We start from the raw sequence: 18551 nt of genomic DNA, 5'->3' as shown, positions 1-18551 counted from the left end.
CGGTTGCGCCCGAAGGGCGGGAGCAAATCGCGCCGTCAAGCAAGGTAAAATAGCCGCCTTGCGGTATGATACCACAAACGCGGAGCGTTTCGTGGTATACGGCATCGTTTGCGGTTGCGCCCGAAGGGCGGGAGCAAATCGCGCCGTTAAGCCGGGTATAACAGCCGGCTTGCGGCTATTATACCATGAAATTTGAATTCTGTGTATGCCTTCGCGTAAAAATTGAACCGACTGCGTCAATGGGCGAAGGAAATACAGGATGCATAAAAAGGCGCTCCATGATACACTGATAATAGAAGAAAACAGAAAAAGCGGAAAATCGACGAAGGAAGTGAGGAATATCGGCGTGAAATGGTATATAAGTCTGGGAAAGAGGCTCAGAGGGCTAACCGGCTCGGCGGCGCGCTTTCCCCTTGCGATCGCGTTTCTGTTGGCGATCGCGGTCATGCTGTCCGTGGAAATCGGCACTGACAGGGATGTATCGAAATATCTGTTGGCCTGTGCCGTTGGCGCCGTCTCCGCGGCGGCAGCGCAAACGGCCTGGGAGCGTTTTTTCAAAGGCCACGGAGCCCGATTGCTGCTCATGGGAGGAAGCCTTCTTTCCGCCGCGGCGTATTACTTGGCTGTCCGGAATGCGGATATAACAGGTCCCGAGGTCGGAGTGCGTACGGCGGTTTTGCTTTTCGCCCTGGTTTTTGCCTTTCTCTGGCTGCCTGTGATCCGCAGCCGCGTCGGTTTCAGCGAAAGCTTCATGGCCGCCTTTAAGTCCCTGTTTCATTCCCTCCTTTATTCCGCGGTGATCATGGGCGGCATCGCCGCCATTCTCGCGGCTATCGACAGACTGATCTGGCCCCTGGACAACCGGGTCTATGCCCATACGGCGGTCTGGGTCTTTGTCCTGTTCGCTCCCGTCTTTTTTCTCTCCCTGATTCCCGTTTATCCGGGAAGAGGGGAAGATGGGCCCGATCCCGCGGGCCGGGAAGAGCGGGACATGGTCCTTGCCGCGCGGACGGCCTGTCCAAGGTTTCTGGAGATTTTGATTTCCTATATCGTAATCCCTCTGGTGTCGGTATTTACCGTCATCCTGGCCGCCTATATCCTTCTGAACATCCAAAGTGAGTTCTGGACCGATAATCTCCTGGAGTCCATGCTGATTTCCTATGCCGTCACGGTAATCCTGGTAAACATTCTGGCAGCCGGGATGAAAAACCGCTTTGCCGCCCTGTTCCGGCTGATCTCCCCCAAGGTTCTGATACCCATTGTGCTCTTTCAGATTGTCTCCTCGTTTCTCACCGTGAGGGATACAGGCCTGACCTATTCCAGGTATTACGTGATTTTGTTCGGGCTCTTCGCCGTCTGCGCAGGCCTCGTTCTGAGCATACTGCCTCCGAAAAGAAACGGGATCATCGCAGCCCTCCTGATTGCGTTTTGCGCCGTTTCCATCCTGCCGCCGGTAGACGCTTTTACCTTGAGCCGGTCAAATCAGATCGGGCTGCTGGAGAGTACCCTCGAAAGAAACGGAATGCTGGCGGATGGAGCGGTGGTGCCAAACGGCTCGCTGTCCGACGCGGACCGGAAAAAAATCGTTTCCTCCGTAGAATACCTCGGCAATACGGGAGAGCTGAACCGTGTCTCCTTCCTGCCGGCGGATTTCACCATATACGAGGATTTCTACGACACCTTCGGGTTTGACGCTTACGCAATGCCCGGAACCTCTTACCGCACGGTGAGCGTCTATTCCGATGCCGCGCTTCCCGTGGATATTGCGGGATATGAGTATCTGTTCCAGGCTTATCTGAATTACCCGGAAGATACAAACCGGGAAATCGGCCGGCTGAGCCGGGACGGTGCGGACTACAGCCTGACGGCAATGCCCGGCGGAACCGGAGGCAAGATTATTTTGTCCAAAGAGGGCGGGGAAGAGCTGATCCGCTTTGATACGGGAGAAATTTTCAGCAGGTACGAGACCTATCCTGTAAGCAAGTCCGCGCTCACGCCGGAGGAGGCGCTTTTCACGGCGGAAAACGACCGGGGAAGGCTTGCCTTCATTGTACAAAGCGCGAGTATTTCCTTTGACGGGAAACAGACGTATTTCAGTGCCCAGCTTTATATTCTGGCGGATTTTAAATAGCGGAACGACCCCCGTGATTGCCGGATGAGGCCGTATACAAAATCTTTTATCAGCAGCCCTTCGGAGGAGTTTGTGAAAGAGTTACCAGCGTATCCCCCAGCTGGGTGAATAAAGCCGCCAGAAAGACAAGCTCGTCGGACGTTCTTCCCTGTGCGATTGCGGTGGCGATGAGTGTGACGGTGGCCGCCCATTCGCAGGATGTCATTTAGCGATCCCTCCCGTACCGTTCAGAATGCTCTGGATGGGTTCCGGCAAAGGGGGAACAGAAACCCCGGCCGTACAATTCACTATCAGGGTATGCATCAAAGAGAGGGGAGGGACCCGGTTTTTCCCGGATTTTCACAGAAAAGCGCCCGCCGGAGAGAGATTTTTCTCCGACGGGCGCTTTTTGCGTATTTTTATGACTGCTCGTTTTCCTGTTCCGACTGGCCGTTTGCATGATTCAGGTTCCGAAGGTGCATATAGACGGTGTTCCTGGAGATTCCCAGCATGTCGGCGGTCTGGACCACCGCGTCCTTCAGGTTGAAGATGCCCTGACCGTACAGGATGGAGATGATCTCCTTGTTCCGGAAGCTCGGCAGGATCAGGGGCGAGCCGTTTACCGTCTGCCGGGCCTGCTCCACGGCGTTCTCTATCACGTCTCCGATGTTTTCGGCGAAATTTTCGGAGATGAACATCTGTTTTTCGTCTCCCCGAGACTGGAAATTTTTCAATATGGTCTCAAAGGGTGTGTTCAGATAGAAATTGATGCACACAAGGCCGATGATTCTTTGGTTTTCCCCTTTGATGGCGATGGTGGAGGCTTTGATGGGCTCGCTTTTTTTATTGGTGCTGTGATAGGAGATAAACGGCACGTCGTCAGTTTCCCGGATCCGGGAGAGCATGGAAAGGGCGAGATCCGTGATGGGGGCGCCCTCGCGCCTGCCGGAATGGAACCCGTTGATGATTTTGACCACCGAGTTGTCCAGGCTTTCCAGACTGTGTACCACGATTTCATACCCGTCGCCCAGATAGTTGGAAAGGCCCTCCGCAAACTGCTTATAGGATTCCAGCACGATTCGATCGGTTTCGGTGAGCGTGACGGTGATGTTTTCCATGACAGCGCCTCCAACAGTTTTTTTACGGGCCGGCGTTTCCATAGATAGCATAAACTCCGGGAATTGTCAATAAATGAATGTAAAAAAGCTTATTATATAAGGAGAAAAGAGTGAAAGAACGTTCATAATGAAAATTATTTCATTATACGCTAAACATATTGACAGTGAAATGGGAATGGATTATAATACAGGAAAGTGGATACCGCAAGGGATGATAAAGCTGTCGAAAAGAAAGCAAAGGCGCTGCAAGATTGGATTGGGGCGCCTTTTTCTTATAGGCGGCGGGGTTTTAGGGCCGGTTTTTCCGGACATGAACCGAATCCCCGGGCGTGAAAAGGCTTCCATATTACCAATACGGAGAGGACGACAGGAATGAGTAAACAGGTAATCCAGACGGACAAGGCACCCGCGGCTATCGGCCCCTATTCCCAGGCAATTGTGGGCAACGGTACGATATATGTATCCGGCCAGATCCCCATAAACCCGGAGACGGGCGTGATGCCCGAGACCATTGAGCAGCAGGTGGCCCAGTCCATGAAAAATGTGGTCACCCTTGTGGAAAAAGCCGGGGGGAGCACCGAAACTATAGTGAAATGCGGCATCTTCATCCGGAACATGGCCGATTTTCCAAAAATCAACGATGTCTACGCCACCTTTTTCACCTGCCCGCCGCCCGCCCGCGCCGTGGTGGAGGTTTCTCAGCTTCCCAAGGGAGCTATGGTGGAAATCGAAGCCATCGCCCTGGTCGGCTGACGCGGGAGTGCCGACATGGATGTTGAAAGCAAGCTGGCGAATGGGTACCGGGGAGTGCAGGGCGGTCTCTTTTCCAAAGTGACCAAGGCCGACGTGGGAGACGGGTTCGCGGCCATGGCCGAAAACCGGGTGACCCTCATGGGCTGGGCCGATCCCTTCTATCCCGACGCATCTTTGCCCGGCGCGGTGAAGGAAGCCCTGGTGGAAGCCTATACCTCGGGACTTGCTTCCCACTATACCATGCCCATCGGCATGCCGGAACTCCGGGAGGAAATCGCCCGCCGCAGCCGGGTTTTTCACAGGCTGGAGGCGGACCCCAAAAGAAACGTGATGATTACCCCCGGATCGGACTCGGGTCTGTACTACGCCATGTCCGTCTTTTTGAATCCCGGGGACGAGGTGCTGGTGCCGGACCCCAGCTACCCCAACAATTTTTTAAATCCGAAGCTCCTGGGCGCCGTCACCGTGCCGGTGCCTCTGGACAAAGAGCACGGCTGGCGCCTGGACCCCGCTGCCTTTGAGGCTGCGGTGACCGACAGGACCAAGATGGTCCTGCTCACCCACCCCAACAATCCCACCGCCACCGTCTTCCGCAGGGAGGACCTGGAGGAGCTGTGCAGGATGATCTGCCGGCGGGATCTGGTGCTGGTGGTGGACCAGGCCTTTGAGGATATGGTCTTCGACGGCATTGAGTTTGTATCCCCCGCCTCTCTACCCGGGATGTGGGAGCGGACCATTACCGTGTGCTCGGTTTCCAAGGGAATGGGCCTGAGTGGCCTCCGGGTGGGATACCTTATCGCCTGCGACCGGGTGATGGATGTTCTCTACGGCGCCGCCGTGAGCGTCGTGGGAGCTACCTGCACCGCCTCCCAGTGGGGGGCTCTGGCGGCCTTCCGGAACCCTGATTTCATGGAGGAATACCGAAAAAAGTATGATTTCCGCAGAAGGACGGCTTTCCAGATTTTAAACCAGGTGCCGGGCGTCTCCATGCTCCTGCCGGAATCGGGCTTTTACTCCTGGGTGGACGTTTCCCGGCTGGGCTCTTCCGCCAAAATCACAGAGCACCTCGTCGCCTGCGCCAAGGTGGCCGTCAACGACGGGAAAAACTACGGCGCGAGGGGAGACGGGCATCTCCGCATCATCCACGGGTGCCTCTGGTCCGACGAGGAGGCCATGAAAGCCGTGGAACGCATTGCCGAAGCGTTAGACAGCTATCGGGAATGATTTGTGATCAATAAAAAACAGAATGCCGGAATGAAAATGAAAAGGAGTGCGAAAGTATGAAAGCATCAACTCAGCCCAGTTCCCATACCTATTATCTCAATTGGGAAGTGCAGCAGGCGGCCCGTAAGATTATCCGCGAGATTATGCTGGTTCAGCCCGGCGAAACGGTGCTCATCACCACCGATACCACCAGCGACGAGCGCGTGGTGCACGCCACCGCCGGCGCCGCCATGGAGGTAGGCGCGTATCCCATCGTCATGCAGTATCCCGCCAGCCTGGAAAAAGCCATCATGATCGAGCCTACGCCTCCGGTTTTGGCAGCCATCAAGGCGGCCGACGTCTGGATCGAGTACGACTACCAGCTTTTCTATACCCGCGGCTGGAAACAGGCTATGGACGCAGGGACGAGACAGCTCACCGCCGCCGCCATGGACGTGGACATGCTCATTAACGTCATCGGACGGTATGACCACAAGAAGATCGTCGCCCTGGGAAACCGCATCTGCGATCTCACCAACGCGGCCAAGAAGATGCGCATCACCAGTCCCGCCGGAACCGATCTTTCCTGCCTGTGCGAAGGGCGCCTGTGCCGCCAGAGCGGTACGGTTGCCGACGAGAAGGGCGTCTCCGTCATGCTGGGCGGACAGACCTCCTTCTGCCCCATCGAGGACACCATCAACGGAACTCTGGTCTTCGACGGCGGCCTTTTCCCGCCCCAGGAGATCGGCGTCATGAGAAATAAAGTGATCCTCACCGTGGAAAAAGGCGTCGTCACCAAGATCGAGGGAGAAGGCCGCGAGGCCCACCTCTTCCGCAAATGGATGGCCAGCTGGAACGATGAGAAAATGTACTGGCTCGCCCACATCTCCTGCGGCTTCAACCCCGGCGTTCTGGAACCCACCGGCCGTATTGAAGAGGATGAGCGGATCTTCGGCTGCGTGGAAGTGGGCCTCGGCACGCAGGGCGAGGGCCTGGGCGGAAAGAGCTGGGTCGCCGCCAACCACACCGACGGCATGGTTCTCAATCCTTCCATCTATCTGGACGACGTGGCCATGGAGAAGGACGGCTTTTATGTGGAGCCCGGCCTTGTGGCAATCTGCAAGGACCTGGGCGTCGCTGGGTATTAAGCCATGGGCGGCGATGTGTTTCCCGGCATTTCCCGGGAAATCGACGAATTAAAAGAAAAACTGTTTGAATCCCTCCGGCAGCAGGTGAAGATCCCCAGCGTGGAGGGCGCTCCCGCGGAAAACGCTCCCTTTGGCCCCGCGGTGGCGGAAGCCCTGGACCATGTGCTGGCCCTGGGAGCCTCCCTGGGCTTTGAAGCGGAAAACCACGGCGGCTATGTGGGGACCATCGACTGGGGAGAGGGAAAGGAACTGCTGGGGATTCTCGCCCACGTGGACGTGGTCCCTCCCGGAGATCTTTCCGCCTGGGAGACCCCGCCTTATGAAATGACCGAAACGGACGGGATGGTCCGGGGACGGGGCGTGGCCGACGACAAGGGCCCTCTCCTCTCCTCTCTTTACGGTATGTACGCTCTGAAAAAAACGGGCTTCCGGCCGAATAAGCGGGTCCGCATCATCGTGGGTACCAACGAGGAGACCGGATGGGGTTGCATGAAGTATTACACGGCCCACTGCGAGACCCCGACCATGGGATTTTCCCCCGACGGGATGTTTACCGTGGTCAACCGGGAAAAGGGGATCCTGTCCCTTGCCCTGGCGAAAAAGCTCCCCGGAGATCTCTTTTCCGGGATTTCCATGGAGGGGGGAGAAGCCGTGAACCTGGTTCCGGCCGCCGCCTCGGCCCGGCTTGCGATGCCGGACAAAGAACGGCTGGCCGCCCTGAAGCGGGCGGCGGAGTCTTTGCCGGAAACCCTCGGTTCGGTTTCCATATCCGAGAAAGACGGAAATCTCTTTATCGCAGTAAAAGGGAAAAGCGCCCATGCCATGACTCCGGAAAAAGGCGTGAACGCAATCGGCGGGCTTTTCCGGCTTCTCGTTTCCCCGGGCTGCCTTTCGGACCGGGAGAAGGAAGAGTTGGAAACCGTTCTGAACCTGCTGGGAGATCAGCCGGACGGGAACGCCCTCGGCCTTGCCTGCTCGGACGAGGTGTCCGGCGGCCTGACCCTGAACCTGGGGATGTTCCGGCTCTCCGGCGGCGAGCTGACTCTCCGTTTCGACATGCGAACCCCAGTCACCTGCTCCATTGAGGAGCTCGCCGGCCGCCTGGTATCCCGGTTTGAAAGGGAAGGGTATGCAAAGACGGAGGAACGGATCAAAAAGCCTCTGTACGTTCCCGCCGATTCTCCGCTGATTCAGAAGCTGTGCGGGGTGTACGAGAAGGTTACGGGGGAGAAATCGGTCCTCTACTCCATCGGCGGCGGAACCTACGCCAGGGCATTTCCCAACTGCGTCTGTTTCGGCTCGGTTTACCCGGGAGAGGAACTCACCGTCCACTCCCCCAACGAGCGGACGGCGGCGGCGAACATCCTGCGCAACGCAAAAATGTACGGACTGGCAGTGTACGAACTGACAAAATAATATAGGAGGAAAAGAAAATGAAAAAGCTGAAGAAGGCCGTATGTCTGCTGTTGGCAGTATCTATGGCCGTCCTCGCGGGATGTTCCGGAGGAACGTCGGCGACCCCGACCCCCACCGAACAGGCTTCCAGCGAGCCCACCCTTCTGCGCGCCACCTGCACCGCCACCCCGGAAACCCTGGACCCCGCCAGGGGAACGGGCGAGAACGACCTGATCATTTTTGTAAACCTCTATGAATCCCTCGTTGTGCCCAACCGGGAGACGGGTGAGCCCGAACCCTTCCTGGCCACCGAATGGACCACCTCGGACGACGGCCTGAAATGGACCTTCAAGCTCCGCGACGACGTTGTCTTTGCCGACGGCACCCCCATGACGGCCGACGACGTGGTCTACAGCATGGAGCGCATGCTGGCGCTGGGCGAAGGGTATGCCTATGTATTCACCGACATCCTCGGCTCTGTCAAGGCGGTGGATACATACACCGTGGAATTTGATCTCAAGAGCTCCTTCGGACCCTTCCTTACCGCTCTCACCTGCCTGAAGATCGTCAATAAGACCCTCCTGGTCGCCAACACCGTGAAGGATAATTCCTACGGGGATAACGGCGACTACGGCAAGGAGTACCTCCTCACCAATTCCGCAGGCTCCGGCCCCTATGTGATCAAGAAGTTTACCATCCGCGAGTCCGTGGACATGGTCAAGAATGAAAACTACTGGGGCACTCTGCCCGCGGAAGCCCCCGACGAGGCCACCTTCACTCAGCTCACCGACTCCGCCACCACCAAGATGATGATGGCCAGCGGCGACATTGACCTGGCCCACGGTCATCAGGACAACGAGACCCTCCAGGCCCTGCTTACCACCGAGGGCGTGAAGTCCGCCGTGGTCTCCGAGGACGGCCTGAACTACTTCATGATGAACACCAAGAAGGCCCCCACCGACGACGTGCACATCCGCAAGGCCATTTCCTACGCCTGCGACTATGACGCCCTCATCGCGGTGTACGGAGACGTGGAGAAACCCAACGGTCCCGTCCCGCCCAACCTCTTCGGCGCCGACAACACCATCCAGGGTTACTCATACGATCCCGAAAAGGCCAAGGAAGAGATCGCCCTGTCCAAGTACGCCGACAATCTCGCCGACTACCCCGTGGAGCTGGCTTACATCCAGGGCAACGGCGACACCGGAAAGCTCACCATGCTCCTTGCCAGCAACCTGGAGGCCGTAGGCTTCAAGGTCACCATCAGCGAGGTGCCCTGGGTCCTCTTCTGCAACAACGAGGCTGCCGTCGACACCAGCCCCAACGTCACCAACGCCTTCTGCTCGGCCAACTATCCGGAAGCCGGCTCCCTCCTGGAGTTTAAGTACGCCTCCTGGACCACCGGAAACTGGAACCAGAACGAATGGCTCCAGGATGCCACCTTTGACCAGATGATCACCGAAGCTCTCAAGACCGTGGACAACACCGAGCGTCTCCAGAAGTACAGCGAGATCCAGAAATACCTGGTAAACGACGTGGTACCCTCCGTCTACGCCATGGTTTCCGCCACCAAGCCCTCCTGGAACTCCAAGGTCTTCACCTGGCCTGTGAGCGAAGGCAAGATGTATGCCTCCTCCGAATACAACTACTATCTTGCAAACTTTGTGATGCTCAAGTAATGCAAAATCAGCGACCATAAGCCGGACGCTCAAAGCGCGCGGGGGCGGCGTTTTCCGCCGCGCCGCCCCCGCGCGGGGCGTCTGATAACAAAGTGAGGTTGCCATGCAGAATACATTCGTGATGCTTGTGAAAAGAGCGGTGCACTTTATCCTGGTGCTGATGCTGCTGTCCTTTCTGATCTTTTCCTTCATCCGCCTCATCCCCGGAGACCCGGTTCGGCTCTCTTTGGGCGTGATGGCGCCGGAGGAGACGGTTCAGAGGATGCGCCATGAGCTTTATTTTGACCGCCCCCTGGTGGTCCAGTATTTCCACTGGCTCCAGGGCGTGGTGACGAAGGGCGACTTCGGTCAGTCCCTCTACACCCATCACGCCGTGAGCCAGGATATCGCCACCTATCTTCCCAGAAGCCTGGAGCTGGCCTTTTACGCCGCCATTCTCATATTGATTTTCGGGGTTCTGGTGGGGACGGTGTCCGCCCTGTTCAAGAATACCTGGATCGACAACGTAATCCGGTTCCTTTCCTATCTGGGAGTGGTGACTCCGCCTTACGTCATCGCACTGTTTCTCCTGATTCTCTTTGCCTATACCCTCAAATGGTTCCCCATCGGGGGCGTACCCTCCATTCCGGAGGAGATCGTGAAGACCGGGATGCCGGGGCTGGACGCTTTGCTGGCGGGCAACTGGGCCCTGTACGGCAAGGTTTTGAAAAGTCTGGTGCTGCCCACTCTGAGCATCTCTTTGGGCAGTATCGCCTATCAGGCCCGTATCCACCGTTCCTCCATGATCGAGAACATCAACGCCGATTATATTGCGTTTGCCAGAGTGGCCGGTGTCAGCAGTACCAGACTGGTGATGAAGCACATGATGAAGCCGTCCTTTATTCCCACCTTCACCATCTACGGGCTTCAGGTGGCGGCGCTTCTGGGCAACGCGTTTCTGATTGAAGTGATTTTCCGGTACCCCGGCTTCTCCCAATACAGCCTCAACGTCATCCTCAATAAGGACCCCTACAGCATCGTGGCAGTCACCTTTGTCTTCGGGGTCATCTTTGCCGTTGTGAATTTGCTCATCGATCTGGGCGTCTCCTGGCTGGATCCCAGAATCCGACTGAAAGCATCGGAGTAAAAGCTATGGTGAATACAGTGAATATCCAAACCGTAAAAAAAGTGAATCCCCGGGCGGAAGCGATGAAAAAGGCCTGGTATAAATTCTCACGGAACCCCCTGTCCGTTCTGGGCCTGGTGGTGGTCGTGGGGGTGATTTTCGTCGCCGTTTTCGCCACCGTTCTGGCGCCCCATCCGGAGGACGCCGGCCTCTCCATCCATATGACCGAGACTTTCCAGGCCCCGGGCCTGGCCCACCTGGCGGGGACCGACGAGTACGGGCGGGATGTCTTCAGCCGGATTCTCATCGGGCTGCGCTACTCTCTGGCCATAGGCCTCTTGGTTCTGGCGATTTCGGTGCCCTTCGGCGTCCTCATGGGCCTTCTGGCCGGATATTACAAGGGGCGGCTCATAGAAGCGATCATCATGCGCTTTACCGAGCTTTTCATGTCCATCCCGCCCCTGATTCTCGCCATGGTGATCTGCACCATGTTCTCCTCCAAGTATATCTTCGCGGCCATCGGCATCGCCGTGGCCTGGTGGCCCTGGTACACCCGCATCACCTACAATCTGGTGACCTCGCTGTCCAATGAGCTGTATATCGTATACACCCAGCTGTCCGGCGTGAAAATGATGAAGATCATCATCCAGGAGATGCTTCCCAACATCATGTCGCCCATTCTCACCAAGATGAGCCTGGACATGGGAAGCATCATCATCACCGCTTCCAGCATGAGTTTCGTCGGCCTGGGCGTGCAGCCTCCCACGCCGTCTCTGGGCGAGATGATCTCCAGCGGAATCAAGTACCTGCCCAATATCTGGTGGCTCACCATCATGCCCGCTCTCATGGTGGTGCTGGTGGTGCTGGGCTTCAATCTCCTGGGAGACGGGCTCAGTGACGTCCTCTCAGTGGAGGAGAAGTAGATGGAAGACAAATATGTGCTGAAACTGAATAACCTCTCCGTAAGCTACAAGGTCTACGAGGGCCTTCTCAAGGTGATTCCCGGCCTCGACATGACGGTGATGGCGGGGCAGCGGGTGGGCCTTATCGGGGAGGCCGGCTGCGGCAAGACCACCGTTTTGAAGACCGTAGCCTCCATCCTCCAATGCCCTCCCGCCGTTATAAAATACGACGCTCTGGAGGTCTGCGGGAAAAAGGCGGAAGGGAAGGCCGGCGTCCGAAATGTGCGGAAAACGGTTTCCATGATTTTTCAGGACCCCTCCACCTCTCTCAACCCCACCCTGAAAATTTCCACCCAGATGAGCGACATCCTGAAAAGCCAGTTCCCGGGGCAGAAGAGGGAGGATTACCAGCGCAGGATGCTGGAGAGCCTCCAGGCCGTCGCCATGCCGGCTCCCGAGCGGGTGCTGGACAGTTACCCGGTGCAGCTGTCCGGCGGGATGCGCCAGCGGGTCTGTATCGCCATGTCCCTTATGAAGGACTCGGAGTTCATTCTGGCTGACGAGCCCACCACCGCCCTGGACGTGACCATCGAGGAGCAGATTCTGGACCTCCTGGACCGCCTGGTGCGGGAAAAGAACAAGTCCCTCATTCTGGTCAGCCACGCCTTGGGCGCCGTTCGCAAGATCACCGAGCGGCTTTTCGTGATGTATGCCGGGAACATTGTGGAGACCGGCCCAACCCGGGAACTCTTCGCCTCGCCCCGGCACCCGTATACCATCGGTCTTCTGGCGGCGACCCCCAAGCTCACCGGCGAGGGCATCGCCGACGGAATCGAGGGGGATATCCCCAGCTATCTCCATCCCCCACAGGGCTGCCGCTTTGCCGACCGCTGTCCCAGAAAGACGGACCTTTGCCTGGAGAAGGCCCCCGTGCTGGAACCGGTGGAGGAAAAGCCCGGCTGGTACGTTGCCTGCCATCACGCGGAAGGGAAGGTGCGTCCATGAGCGGCGAGAGCATGATAACGGTAAAAGACCTGCGCAAGGTCTTTAAAACCAAATTCGGCGACCTGGTGGCGGTGGACAACATCAATTTTGAGATCCGCCGGGGGGAGATTTTCGGCCTGGTGGGCGAATCCGGCTCCGGCAAATCCACCATCGGCTCCATGATCGTGGGGACCTATCCCCCTACCTCGGGCTCCATCACCTTTCAGGACGGCCGGGACATCAGTAAAAGCTACAAGTTCAGAAGCCAGGAGCTCAAGCGGGAAATTCAGCTGGTTTTCCAGGACCCGGGGGGATCCCTGAATCCCAGAAAGACCATACGGCAGATTCTCTCGGTACCCCTGCAGCTGTTCTCCGACAAACACCTTTCCAAGAGCGAGCTGGACGAACGCCTGGAAAAGGCTCTCCTGAAGGTGGACCTGCCCACGGAATATCTGGACAAATACCCCAGAGCCATCGGGGGAGGCGAAAAACAGCTGGTCTGCATCGCCAGGGCACTGGCGGCCGACCCGTCCTTCATTGTCCTGGACGAACCCACCAGCGCCCTGGATGTTTCCATCCAGGCCAAGATCACCAATAAGCTCATCGAGCTGCAGAAGGAAAACGGGATCTCCTATCTATTCATCACCCACAACCTCTGTCTGGTGCGCAATATGTGCCACAGGCTCGCCATCATGTACCTGGGCAACATCTGTGAGTTTGCCGAGACCGCCGAATTTTTCGAGCGGCCGCTGCATCCATACACCCAGATGCTCCTTGCCTCCATTCCCGTAGTCAGCGACGAGGAGGAGAAGCTCAAACCCCAGAAGATCCATTCCGTGGGGGAGATCCCCAGCCCGCTGAACAAGCCTTCCGGCTGCAGCTTCCATCCCCGCTGCCCCTATAAGATGGACATCTGCGCCGAGAAAGTTCCGGAGATGCGGGAGATTACTCCGGGGCATTTCGCCTGCTGTCATATGCTGTAGGCTGCCGTTTACAGGGCTGTCCTCCATTTTAAATCTGCTTTCTTCATTACCGCGGTACAGGGGAAACCCTGCGCCTCCGGTCTCAATCCTCTTTGCGACTGTGCTCTCCGGCCGCCTCGGGCGGACGGAGAGCACAGTCGCTTTTTATTTCTTGGCCGGGATGGGAAAGCGGGGCCGGGAGGATTTTGTCTCCCGGCCCCGCTGCTTGTCAGAGCCGATTCAAGAAGGGTTTCGATGTATGCGGAAAACCCTATTTTCCCATATATTCCGGTTTCCGCTTTTCCCGAAACGCCGATATGGCTTCTTTGAAATCCTCGGTTTCCAGCATTTCCATCGTAAAATCGTGCTCTAAATTGAACTTATCCCCCAGGCAGGCGTTGTCCACCAGATTCATGGCCCGCTTCCAGGCCCGAAGAGTCAGGGGCGGGCAGCTGAGAAGCTCATCCGCCGTTTCCATGACGGCCGCCATGAGGTGGTCCGGGGGCACCACCTTGTGTACCGCCCCGTACCGCATCATCTCTTCCGCGGTAAGGAAGCTGCCGGTTAGAGCCATGTACCGGACTACTTTGGGGGGAATCAGAAGGGAAAGAAAACCGGCAGCTCCCACAAGGCCGACCTTTACCTCCGGCAGCCCAAATTTCGCGCTCTGGGCGGCGATGAGAATATCGCAGACGGCGGCATAGGCAAGACCCGCCCCCAGGGCGTAGCCGTTCACCGCGCAGATCACCGGCACCCGGCAGTTGTACACGGCTCCGACTCCGTTTTTTAAAGCGTCCGCCTCCCGGAGCAAAGCAGACCTGGGTGGATTTTCAAAGGTAGAAATATCGTTGCCCGGCATGAACATCTTTCCGTTTGCCCGAAGCACCGCCGCATAGATATCATTTCTGTCGCTGATCTCCATGAAAGCCTTGCCGATCTCGGTGTGAAGCTGCAGGTTCAGGGCGTTGACGGGAGGGCGGTCCACGGTTACCACGCAGACATGGCCCATTATCTGAGTCGATACGAATTCCATGTTGTTTTTATTCCTTTCATATGGTAATCCGGATGGTTTACAGCTTCCCCAGCACCTTCAGAAGTCCGATGAGCCGCTCGTCGCGGATCTGCGCCATTTCCTTGAAACTGCGGCCGTGCATGGCCGCCTCGCAGCCCTCGGGCAGCATCTCCCAGCTCTTCTCCGGGAACTTGCTCCACGAGGCCATCTCTCCCCACCATTTTTCCACCGGAGCCAGGGTCATCATTTTTTTGACACCGCCCTCGCCACCGCCCAGATGGATGATCATGTTGGGGCCCATGACACCCCAGCGCAGGCCTGGGCCATACTGGCAGGCTGTGTCCACGTCCTCCACGGAGATGACGCCCTTGACCACCAGGTCGATGGCCTCCCGCCAGAGGGCGAGCTGGAGCCGGCTGGCCACGTGGCCGTTCATTTCCTTATAGATCTTCACCGGCTCTTTTCCGATGGATCTGTAGAAATCGAAAACCGTGTCCAGGGTTTCCTGACTGGTCTGCTCTCCCTTAACCAGTTCTACCAGAGGGATAAGATGGGGCGGATTAAAGGGATGCGCCGTGACGCACCGGGCGGCAAAGGCCGAATACCTTGAAATCTCGGTGATGAGAAGGCCCGAGGTGCTGCTGCAGTAAAAAGCGTCCGTGTTGTACTTGTCGATCTCCCCGAGGACCGCCTGCTTGACCTCGTACTTTTCCGTGATGGATTCCTGGATGAGCTGCGCGTCCCTGACGGCCTCCCCGATCTCCGTGGTGTACCGGATCCGGTCTTTCATGGTTTCCAGACTGTCTTCGGCTCCCACGCTGACGAAAAAGGCAAGATTGCTTTCGATGAGTCCCTTGCATTTTTCCAGGAATTCGGCTGAGACGTCCTGGACCGTTACGGGGAATCCCTTGTACGCATAGAAGGACGCCCAGCTTGCGCCGATGGTGCCGGCCCCTATGCAGGCGATGGATCGAATGTCCGATGCTTTCATTTTTTACGCTCCTTCTTTTCAGTTCAGATTCTGCCGGCCTATGATGGGTCGGGACCGCCGAACCGCGCGGGATACGCCGTTTTCATCATACCGTATGAACGGGGAAAGATGTTCCCTGGAAAGGGTTTTAAGCCGTTTCGCAGCCGGCGGAACAGGATTGAAGACCGCCGCGTGTTTTCGATTCCGATCCCGTATAGCGCCGGATTATTCGGGAATGGCGGGGAACGAGAAAAGCTTCAGATTGTCCGTGGAAAACTTATATGTTCCGGACTCCAATCCTTTTACGATCTTTACCACGGTGTCGTTTGCCGGCGTGGGGATTCCGGTCTTTCTTCCATACTCGCATACCACGCCGTTGATGGCGTCGATTTCCGTCTTAAAGCTCTTTTCGAGGTCCTGCAGCATGCTGGCCTTGGAGTTCTGAGGGTGCAGACCACGCTGTCGGGTCCAAGGTGGGGCAGCAGCTGATTTAAGGCTTTCTTATTATAGGTCTGTTTTGCCATATAGATGACGATGTCGTGTATGCCCTCCATGCCGTCGGGGGTGATGGCCTTTACGGGAATGTTCCAGTCGAACGTTCCCAATATTGTGGCCCCGTGGCGATAAATAACCAGTATATGTAAAATATGATAAGATTTATACGGCGGGAAGGAGCAGGCATGCAGCTGTTTTTATCCAAATTCACGGATGGAAATTCCGCCCGTGCAAACTGTAAATTCAGATAAAACAATTGCGCTGCAATATGTCTGAGAAATTTCCCGATTCTCGCGAAAGGACGCGGCAAAAAAAGTTGGGCGGAATCTGGCCTCTTTCGCCAAAAAATCGAACAAATTCAGTTGCAAATACCGAATGAGTATTGTATAATCAAACCAAGCATATACTTCAATCGGTATTGCGGCTGCCCGCCTGCCGATATAAATAGTATCTCGGAACGGAATTCCCGTTCCGGTGACGATAGATCGCTTGCCTATTGACTTGCTTTATTTTATAATGGTTTTATAAATTAATATATTTTGTGAACCCTGCTTCAAACACTTCATTTTTATGTGCAGTATTTATAATGTGCATCGAATTCTAGTGACATTTTTCTGGAGCAGGGTATTTATTTTCGATATGGCAGAAAATCCCTATTTCGATGAAAAGGAGGAGGATACCATACGACATCTCCCCGTCGGAAAAACACGTTCCATTATTAACAAAAGCAGCAGTATATCGGAAGCTGGCATCAAAAGATTCAGCCCCCAATGCGATAGTTAGATGGATAGAAGGGAGAAAAACAAAATGAGAACGATGATCCTGGGAGCGGGCTCTTTGGGGACTATTTTAGGAGCTTATGTCGCAAAGAGCGGACAGGATGTGCTTCTTGTGGATGCGTACAAGGAGCATGTGGACGCGCTGAACAAGAACGGAGCCACGGTAGTGGGCGGTGTGGAGATGAACGTACCCGTCAAGGCGTGCACCCCCGACGAAGTGGAAGGGAAATTTGACATTGTATTATATCTGACGAAAGCGCCCGCCAATGAAAAGGCGCTGACCCAGCTGCTGCCACATTTGAAGGAAGACAGCGTGGTCTGTACGCTTCAGAATGGACTGCCCGAGGAAGCGGTTGCATCTTATGTAGGAAGAGAAAGAACCATCGGCGGAACCGTCCTCTGGGGCGGAGTACTTCAGGGACCGGGGGTTTCAAAATATACCAGTAATCCGGAAAAGGTAAAAGAGGCCGCTTTTGAAATCGGCGAGCTGGACGGAAAGATCACGGAGCGGACTAAAAAAGTCAAGGAAGTTCTGGATGCGGTAGGCAATACCACCATTATAACAAATCTTATGGGAGCCAGATGGGCGAAGCTCTTTATCAACGCCACATACAGCGGGTTGTCCGCTGCGCTGGGAATCAGCTATGGGGATATTCTGGACAGCGAGGAGATTTTCCGGCTTTCCATGTATGTGGGCAACGAAGTGCTCAAAACGGCTCAACGGAACGGAATAACCATCGTGGACGACGTACAGGGCTTTGACGTCAAGAAAGGCGAATACGACACGGAGACGGAGAGGCTCACCAAGGCGTACATTTACAAGGGCATATTCGGCATTCACAGAGGAGTGACGGCCAGCATGCTCAACGACATGCGCCGGGGCATTTTCCAGACGGAAATCGACCAGATCAACGGCTCGGTGGTTCGGGCGGCGGAAAAGGTCGGCTTCCCCGCGCCGTTTAACGCAAAGATTGTGGAGCTAGTAAAACGGGCCCAGGAGAAGAAGGAAGTACCCACAGTAGCGAATCTGAAAGAGTTTGACCAGCTCGTTAAAGATGTAAAATACTGACCGTAAGCGAAAACCGGGATCCGCCGCGCTGGGGGGCGCAGGAAAACGGATTTCGGGGTACAGCAGCTTCCGGCAGCTATTTTCTTCCCTTTCCCGGGAAAATCGCCGGGGAAGAGGAGTAACCAAGACCAACGGAAAGGGGGCCCATATCCGAATAGGAGTGTTGCAATCGAAAGGAGGCCTGATAGTACCAGGAAAGCAGCATGATCCAGTTTTCTCCCTCAGAGTCGGCAAAAACGCGTCATCAGCGATGAGGGGCGTAAAGAATCCTACAAAAACCGACGGCGAATTTGCCGGCAGGAGACCCGACCGGATATGGCCGAACCTCCGAAAGACGGTATACCAGGACGCAACGCCTCAGCTTATCTCGTATCGCAAAACGACTATTTTGTAAGGAGGAGCATTATGCTTAGTTTGGTGGGTATCATAATAGCGCTTGCCCTGTTGATCATTTTCGCGATGAAGGGCTTCAACATCCTCTGGATGGCTCCGATACTGTCTTGCTTTGTAATTATCATCAGCGGTATGGACCTGAAGGAAGGCCTTACGGTTACATACATGACGGGCTTCGTAAACTTCGCCAAGAACTACTACCTCGTGTTCCTGTTCGGCGCGATTTACGCAAAGCTCATGGAAGACTCCGGTGCGGCGAAATCCATCGCCTATGGAATCATGAAACTGGTCGGCGAGCATCATAAGTTTGCCATGCTGATAGCTACGATGGTAATCACGGCGGTACTGACATACGGCGGCGTCAGCCTCTTCGTGGTTGTGTTCGCGGTTATGCCCATCATGCGGCCGGTCTATAAGAAAATGGATATTCCCTGACCGGTATTCCTGGGCGCCATGATGACCGGCTCCGGTACC

General features: G+C 56.1%; 18 protein-coding genes. 12 read left to right on the top strand and 6 right to left on the bottom strand.

The window, feature by feature from the left end; genetic code table 11:
* Positions 1-585: hypothetical protein (locus B9A13_RS14715; RefSeq protein WP_207651223.1), on the bottom strand; the 585-nt coding region annotated here is incomplete at its 3' end.
* Here B9A13_RS14715 and B9A13_RS09790 point away from each other — a divergent pair.
* Positions 494-2131, top strand: coding sequence for a DUF4153 domain-containing protein (locus tag B9A13_RS09790; RefSeq protein ID WP_479724530.1), 1638 nt, complete (start codon positions 494-496; stop codon positions 2129-2131). The genes B9A13_RS14715 and B9A13_RS09790 overlap by 92 nt on opposite strands.
* A 49-nt stretch (positions 2132-2180) precedes the next feature.
* Here the strand turns inward: B9A13_RS09790 and B9A13_RS14285 are convergent, their stop codons facing one another.
* Both B9A13_RS14285 and B9A13_RS09785 read right to left on the bottom strand, forming a co-directional pair.
* Positions 2181-2336, bottom strand: coding sequence for a DUF6774 domain-containing protein (locus B9A13_RS14285; protein WP_200809707.1), 156 nt, complete (start codon positions 2334-2336; stop codon positions 2181-2183).
* Positions 2337-2529: 193 nt separating this feature from the next.
* Entirely contained in the window at positions 2530-3228 is a 699-nt protein-coding gene (locus B9A13_RS09785) for a helix-turn-helix transcriptional regulator (protein WP_084234959.1), read from the bottom strand.
* Positions 3229-3600: 372 nt separating this feature from the next.
* On the opposite strand from B9A13_RS09785, the gene B9A13_RS09775 reads away from it, so the two are divergent.
* From B9A13_RS09775 to B9A13_RS09735, 9 genes are all read left to right on the top strand, one after another.
* Entirely contained in the window at positions 3601-3981 is a 381-nt protein-coding gene (locus B9A13_RS09775) for a Rid family detoxifying hydrolase (protein WP_084234957.1), read from the top strand.
* A gap of 15 nt (positions 3982-3996) precedes the next feature.
* The gene (locus B9A13_RS09770; RefSeq protein ID WP_084234956.1) at positions 3997-5205 is read left to right on the top strand and encodes a pyridoxal phosphate-dependent aminotransferase; all 1209 of its coding nucleotides are present in this window, start codon (positions 3997-3999) and stop codon (positions 5203-5205) included.
* A 56-nt stretch (positions 5206-5261) separates the two neighbouring features.
* Positions 5262-6332 carry an aminopeptidase gene (locus tag B9A13_RS09765; RefSeq protein WP_084234955.1) on the top strand — a complete coding sequence of 357 codons (1071 nt, stop codon included), beginning with the start codon at positions 5262-5264 and terminating at the stop codon, positions 6330-6332.
* A gap of 3 nt (positions 6333-6335) precedes the next feature.
* The gene (locus B9A13_RS09760; protein WP_084234954.1) at positions 6336-7748 is read left to right on the top strand and encodes a Sapep family Mn(2+)-dependent dipeptidase; all 1413 of its coding nucleotides are present in this window, start codon (positions 6336-6338) and stop codon (positions 7746-7748) included.
* A 17-nt stretch (positions 7749-7765) separates the two neighbouring features.
* The gene (locus tag B9A13_RS09755; protein ID WP_084234953.1) at positions 7766-9406 is read left to right on the top strand and encodes an ABC transporter substrate-binding protein; all 1641 of its coding nucleotides are present in this window, start codon (positions 7766-7768) and stop codon (positions 9404-9406) included.
* A 103-nt stretch (positions 9407-9509) separates the two neighbouring features.
* Positions 9510-10532, top strand: a complete 1023-nt coding sequence (locus B9A13_RS09750; protein WP_084234952.1) for an ABC transporter permease — start codon at positions 9510-9512, stop codon at positions 10530-10532.
* Positions 10533-10537: 5 nt separating this feature from the next.
* Positions 10538-11434 (top strand): ABC transporter permease, encoded by an 897-nt coding sequence (locus B9A13_RS09745; RefSeq protein ID WP_200809706.1) that lies wholly within the window; start codon positions 10538-10540, stop codon positions 11432-11434.
* Positions 11435-12418: an ABC transporter ATP-binding protein gene (locus B9A13_RS09740; RefSeq protein WP_084234951.1), complete on the top strand. Its 984-nt coding sequence runs from the start codon at positions 11435-11437 to the stop codon at positions 12416-12418.
* A complete protein-coding gene (locus tag B9A13_RS09735; RefSeq protein WP_084234950.1) occupies positions 12415-13380 on the top strand; it encodes an ABC transporter ATP-binding protein in 966 nt (321 codons plus the stop codon). The genes B9A13_RS09740 and B9A13_RS09735 overlap by 4 nt, the downstream gene beginning before the upstream one ends.
* Positions 13381-13630: 250 nt before the next feature.
* Here B9A13_RS09735 and B9A13_RS09730 read toward each other — a convergent pair whose 3' ends face one another.
* The 3 genes from B9A13_RS09730 to B9A13_RS09720 all read right to left on the bottom strand — a co-directional run bounded on the left by B9A13_RS09730 (position 13631) and on the right by B9A13_RS09720 (position 15794).
* Positions 13631-14392: an enoyl-CoA hydratase/isomerase family protein gene (locus B9A13_RS09730; RefSeq protein ID WP_084234949.1), complete on the bottom strand. Its 762-nt coding sequence runs from the start codon at positions 14390-14392 to the stop codon at positions 13631-13633.
* A gap of 37 nt (positions 14393-14429) precedes the next feature.
* Complete coding sequence (locus B9A13_RS09725; RefSeq protein ID WP_084234948.1) at positions 14430-15362, bottom strand: 3-hydroxyacyl-CoA dehydrogenase family protein; 933 nt, start codon at positions 15360-15362, stop codon at positions 14430-14432.
* Positions 15363-15566: 204 nt separating this feature from the next.
* Positions 15567-15794, bottom strand: coding sequence for a ketopantoate reductase family protein (locus tag B9A13_RS09720; RefSeq protein WP_423241267.1), 228 nt, complete (start codon positions 15792-15794; stop codon positions 15567-15569).
* A gap of 849 nt (positions 15795-16643) precedes the next feature.
* Between B9A13_RS09720 and B9A13_RS09715 the strand changes: the two genes are divergently transcribed.
* The gene (locus tag B9A13_RS09715; protein WP_084234946.1) at positions 16644-17684 is read left to right on the top strand and encodes a ketopantoate reductase family protein; all 1041 of its coding nucleotides are present in this window, start codon (positions 16644-16646) and stop codon (positions 17682-17684) included.
* A gap of 405 nt (positions 17685-18089) precedes the next feature.
* Positions 18090-18512, top strand: coding sequence for an SLC13 family permease (locus tag B9A13_RS09710; protein ID WP_159448095.1), 423 nt, complete (start codon positions 18090-18092; stop codon positions 18510-18512).
* Positions 18513-18551: the final 39 nt, after the last annotated feature.

Source organism: Papillibacter cinnamivorans DSM 12816 (genome assembly GCF_900176335.1).
GTDB lineage: Bacteria > Bacillota > Clostridia > Oscillospirales > Oscillospiraceae > Papillibacter > Papillibacter cinnamivorans.
This window is presented reverse-complemented; position numbering and strand designations above follow the sequence as displayed.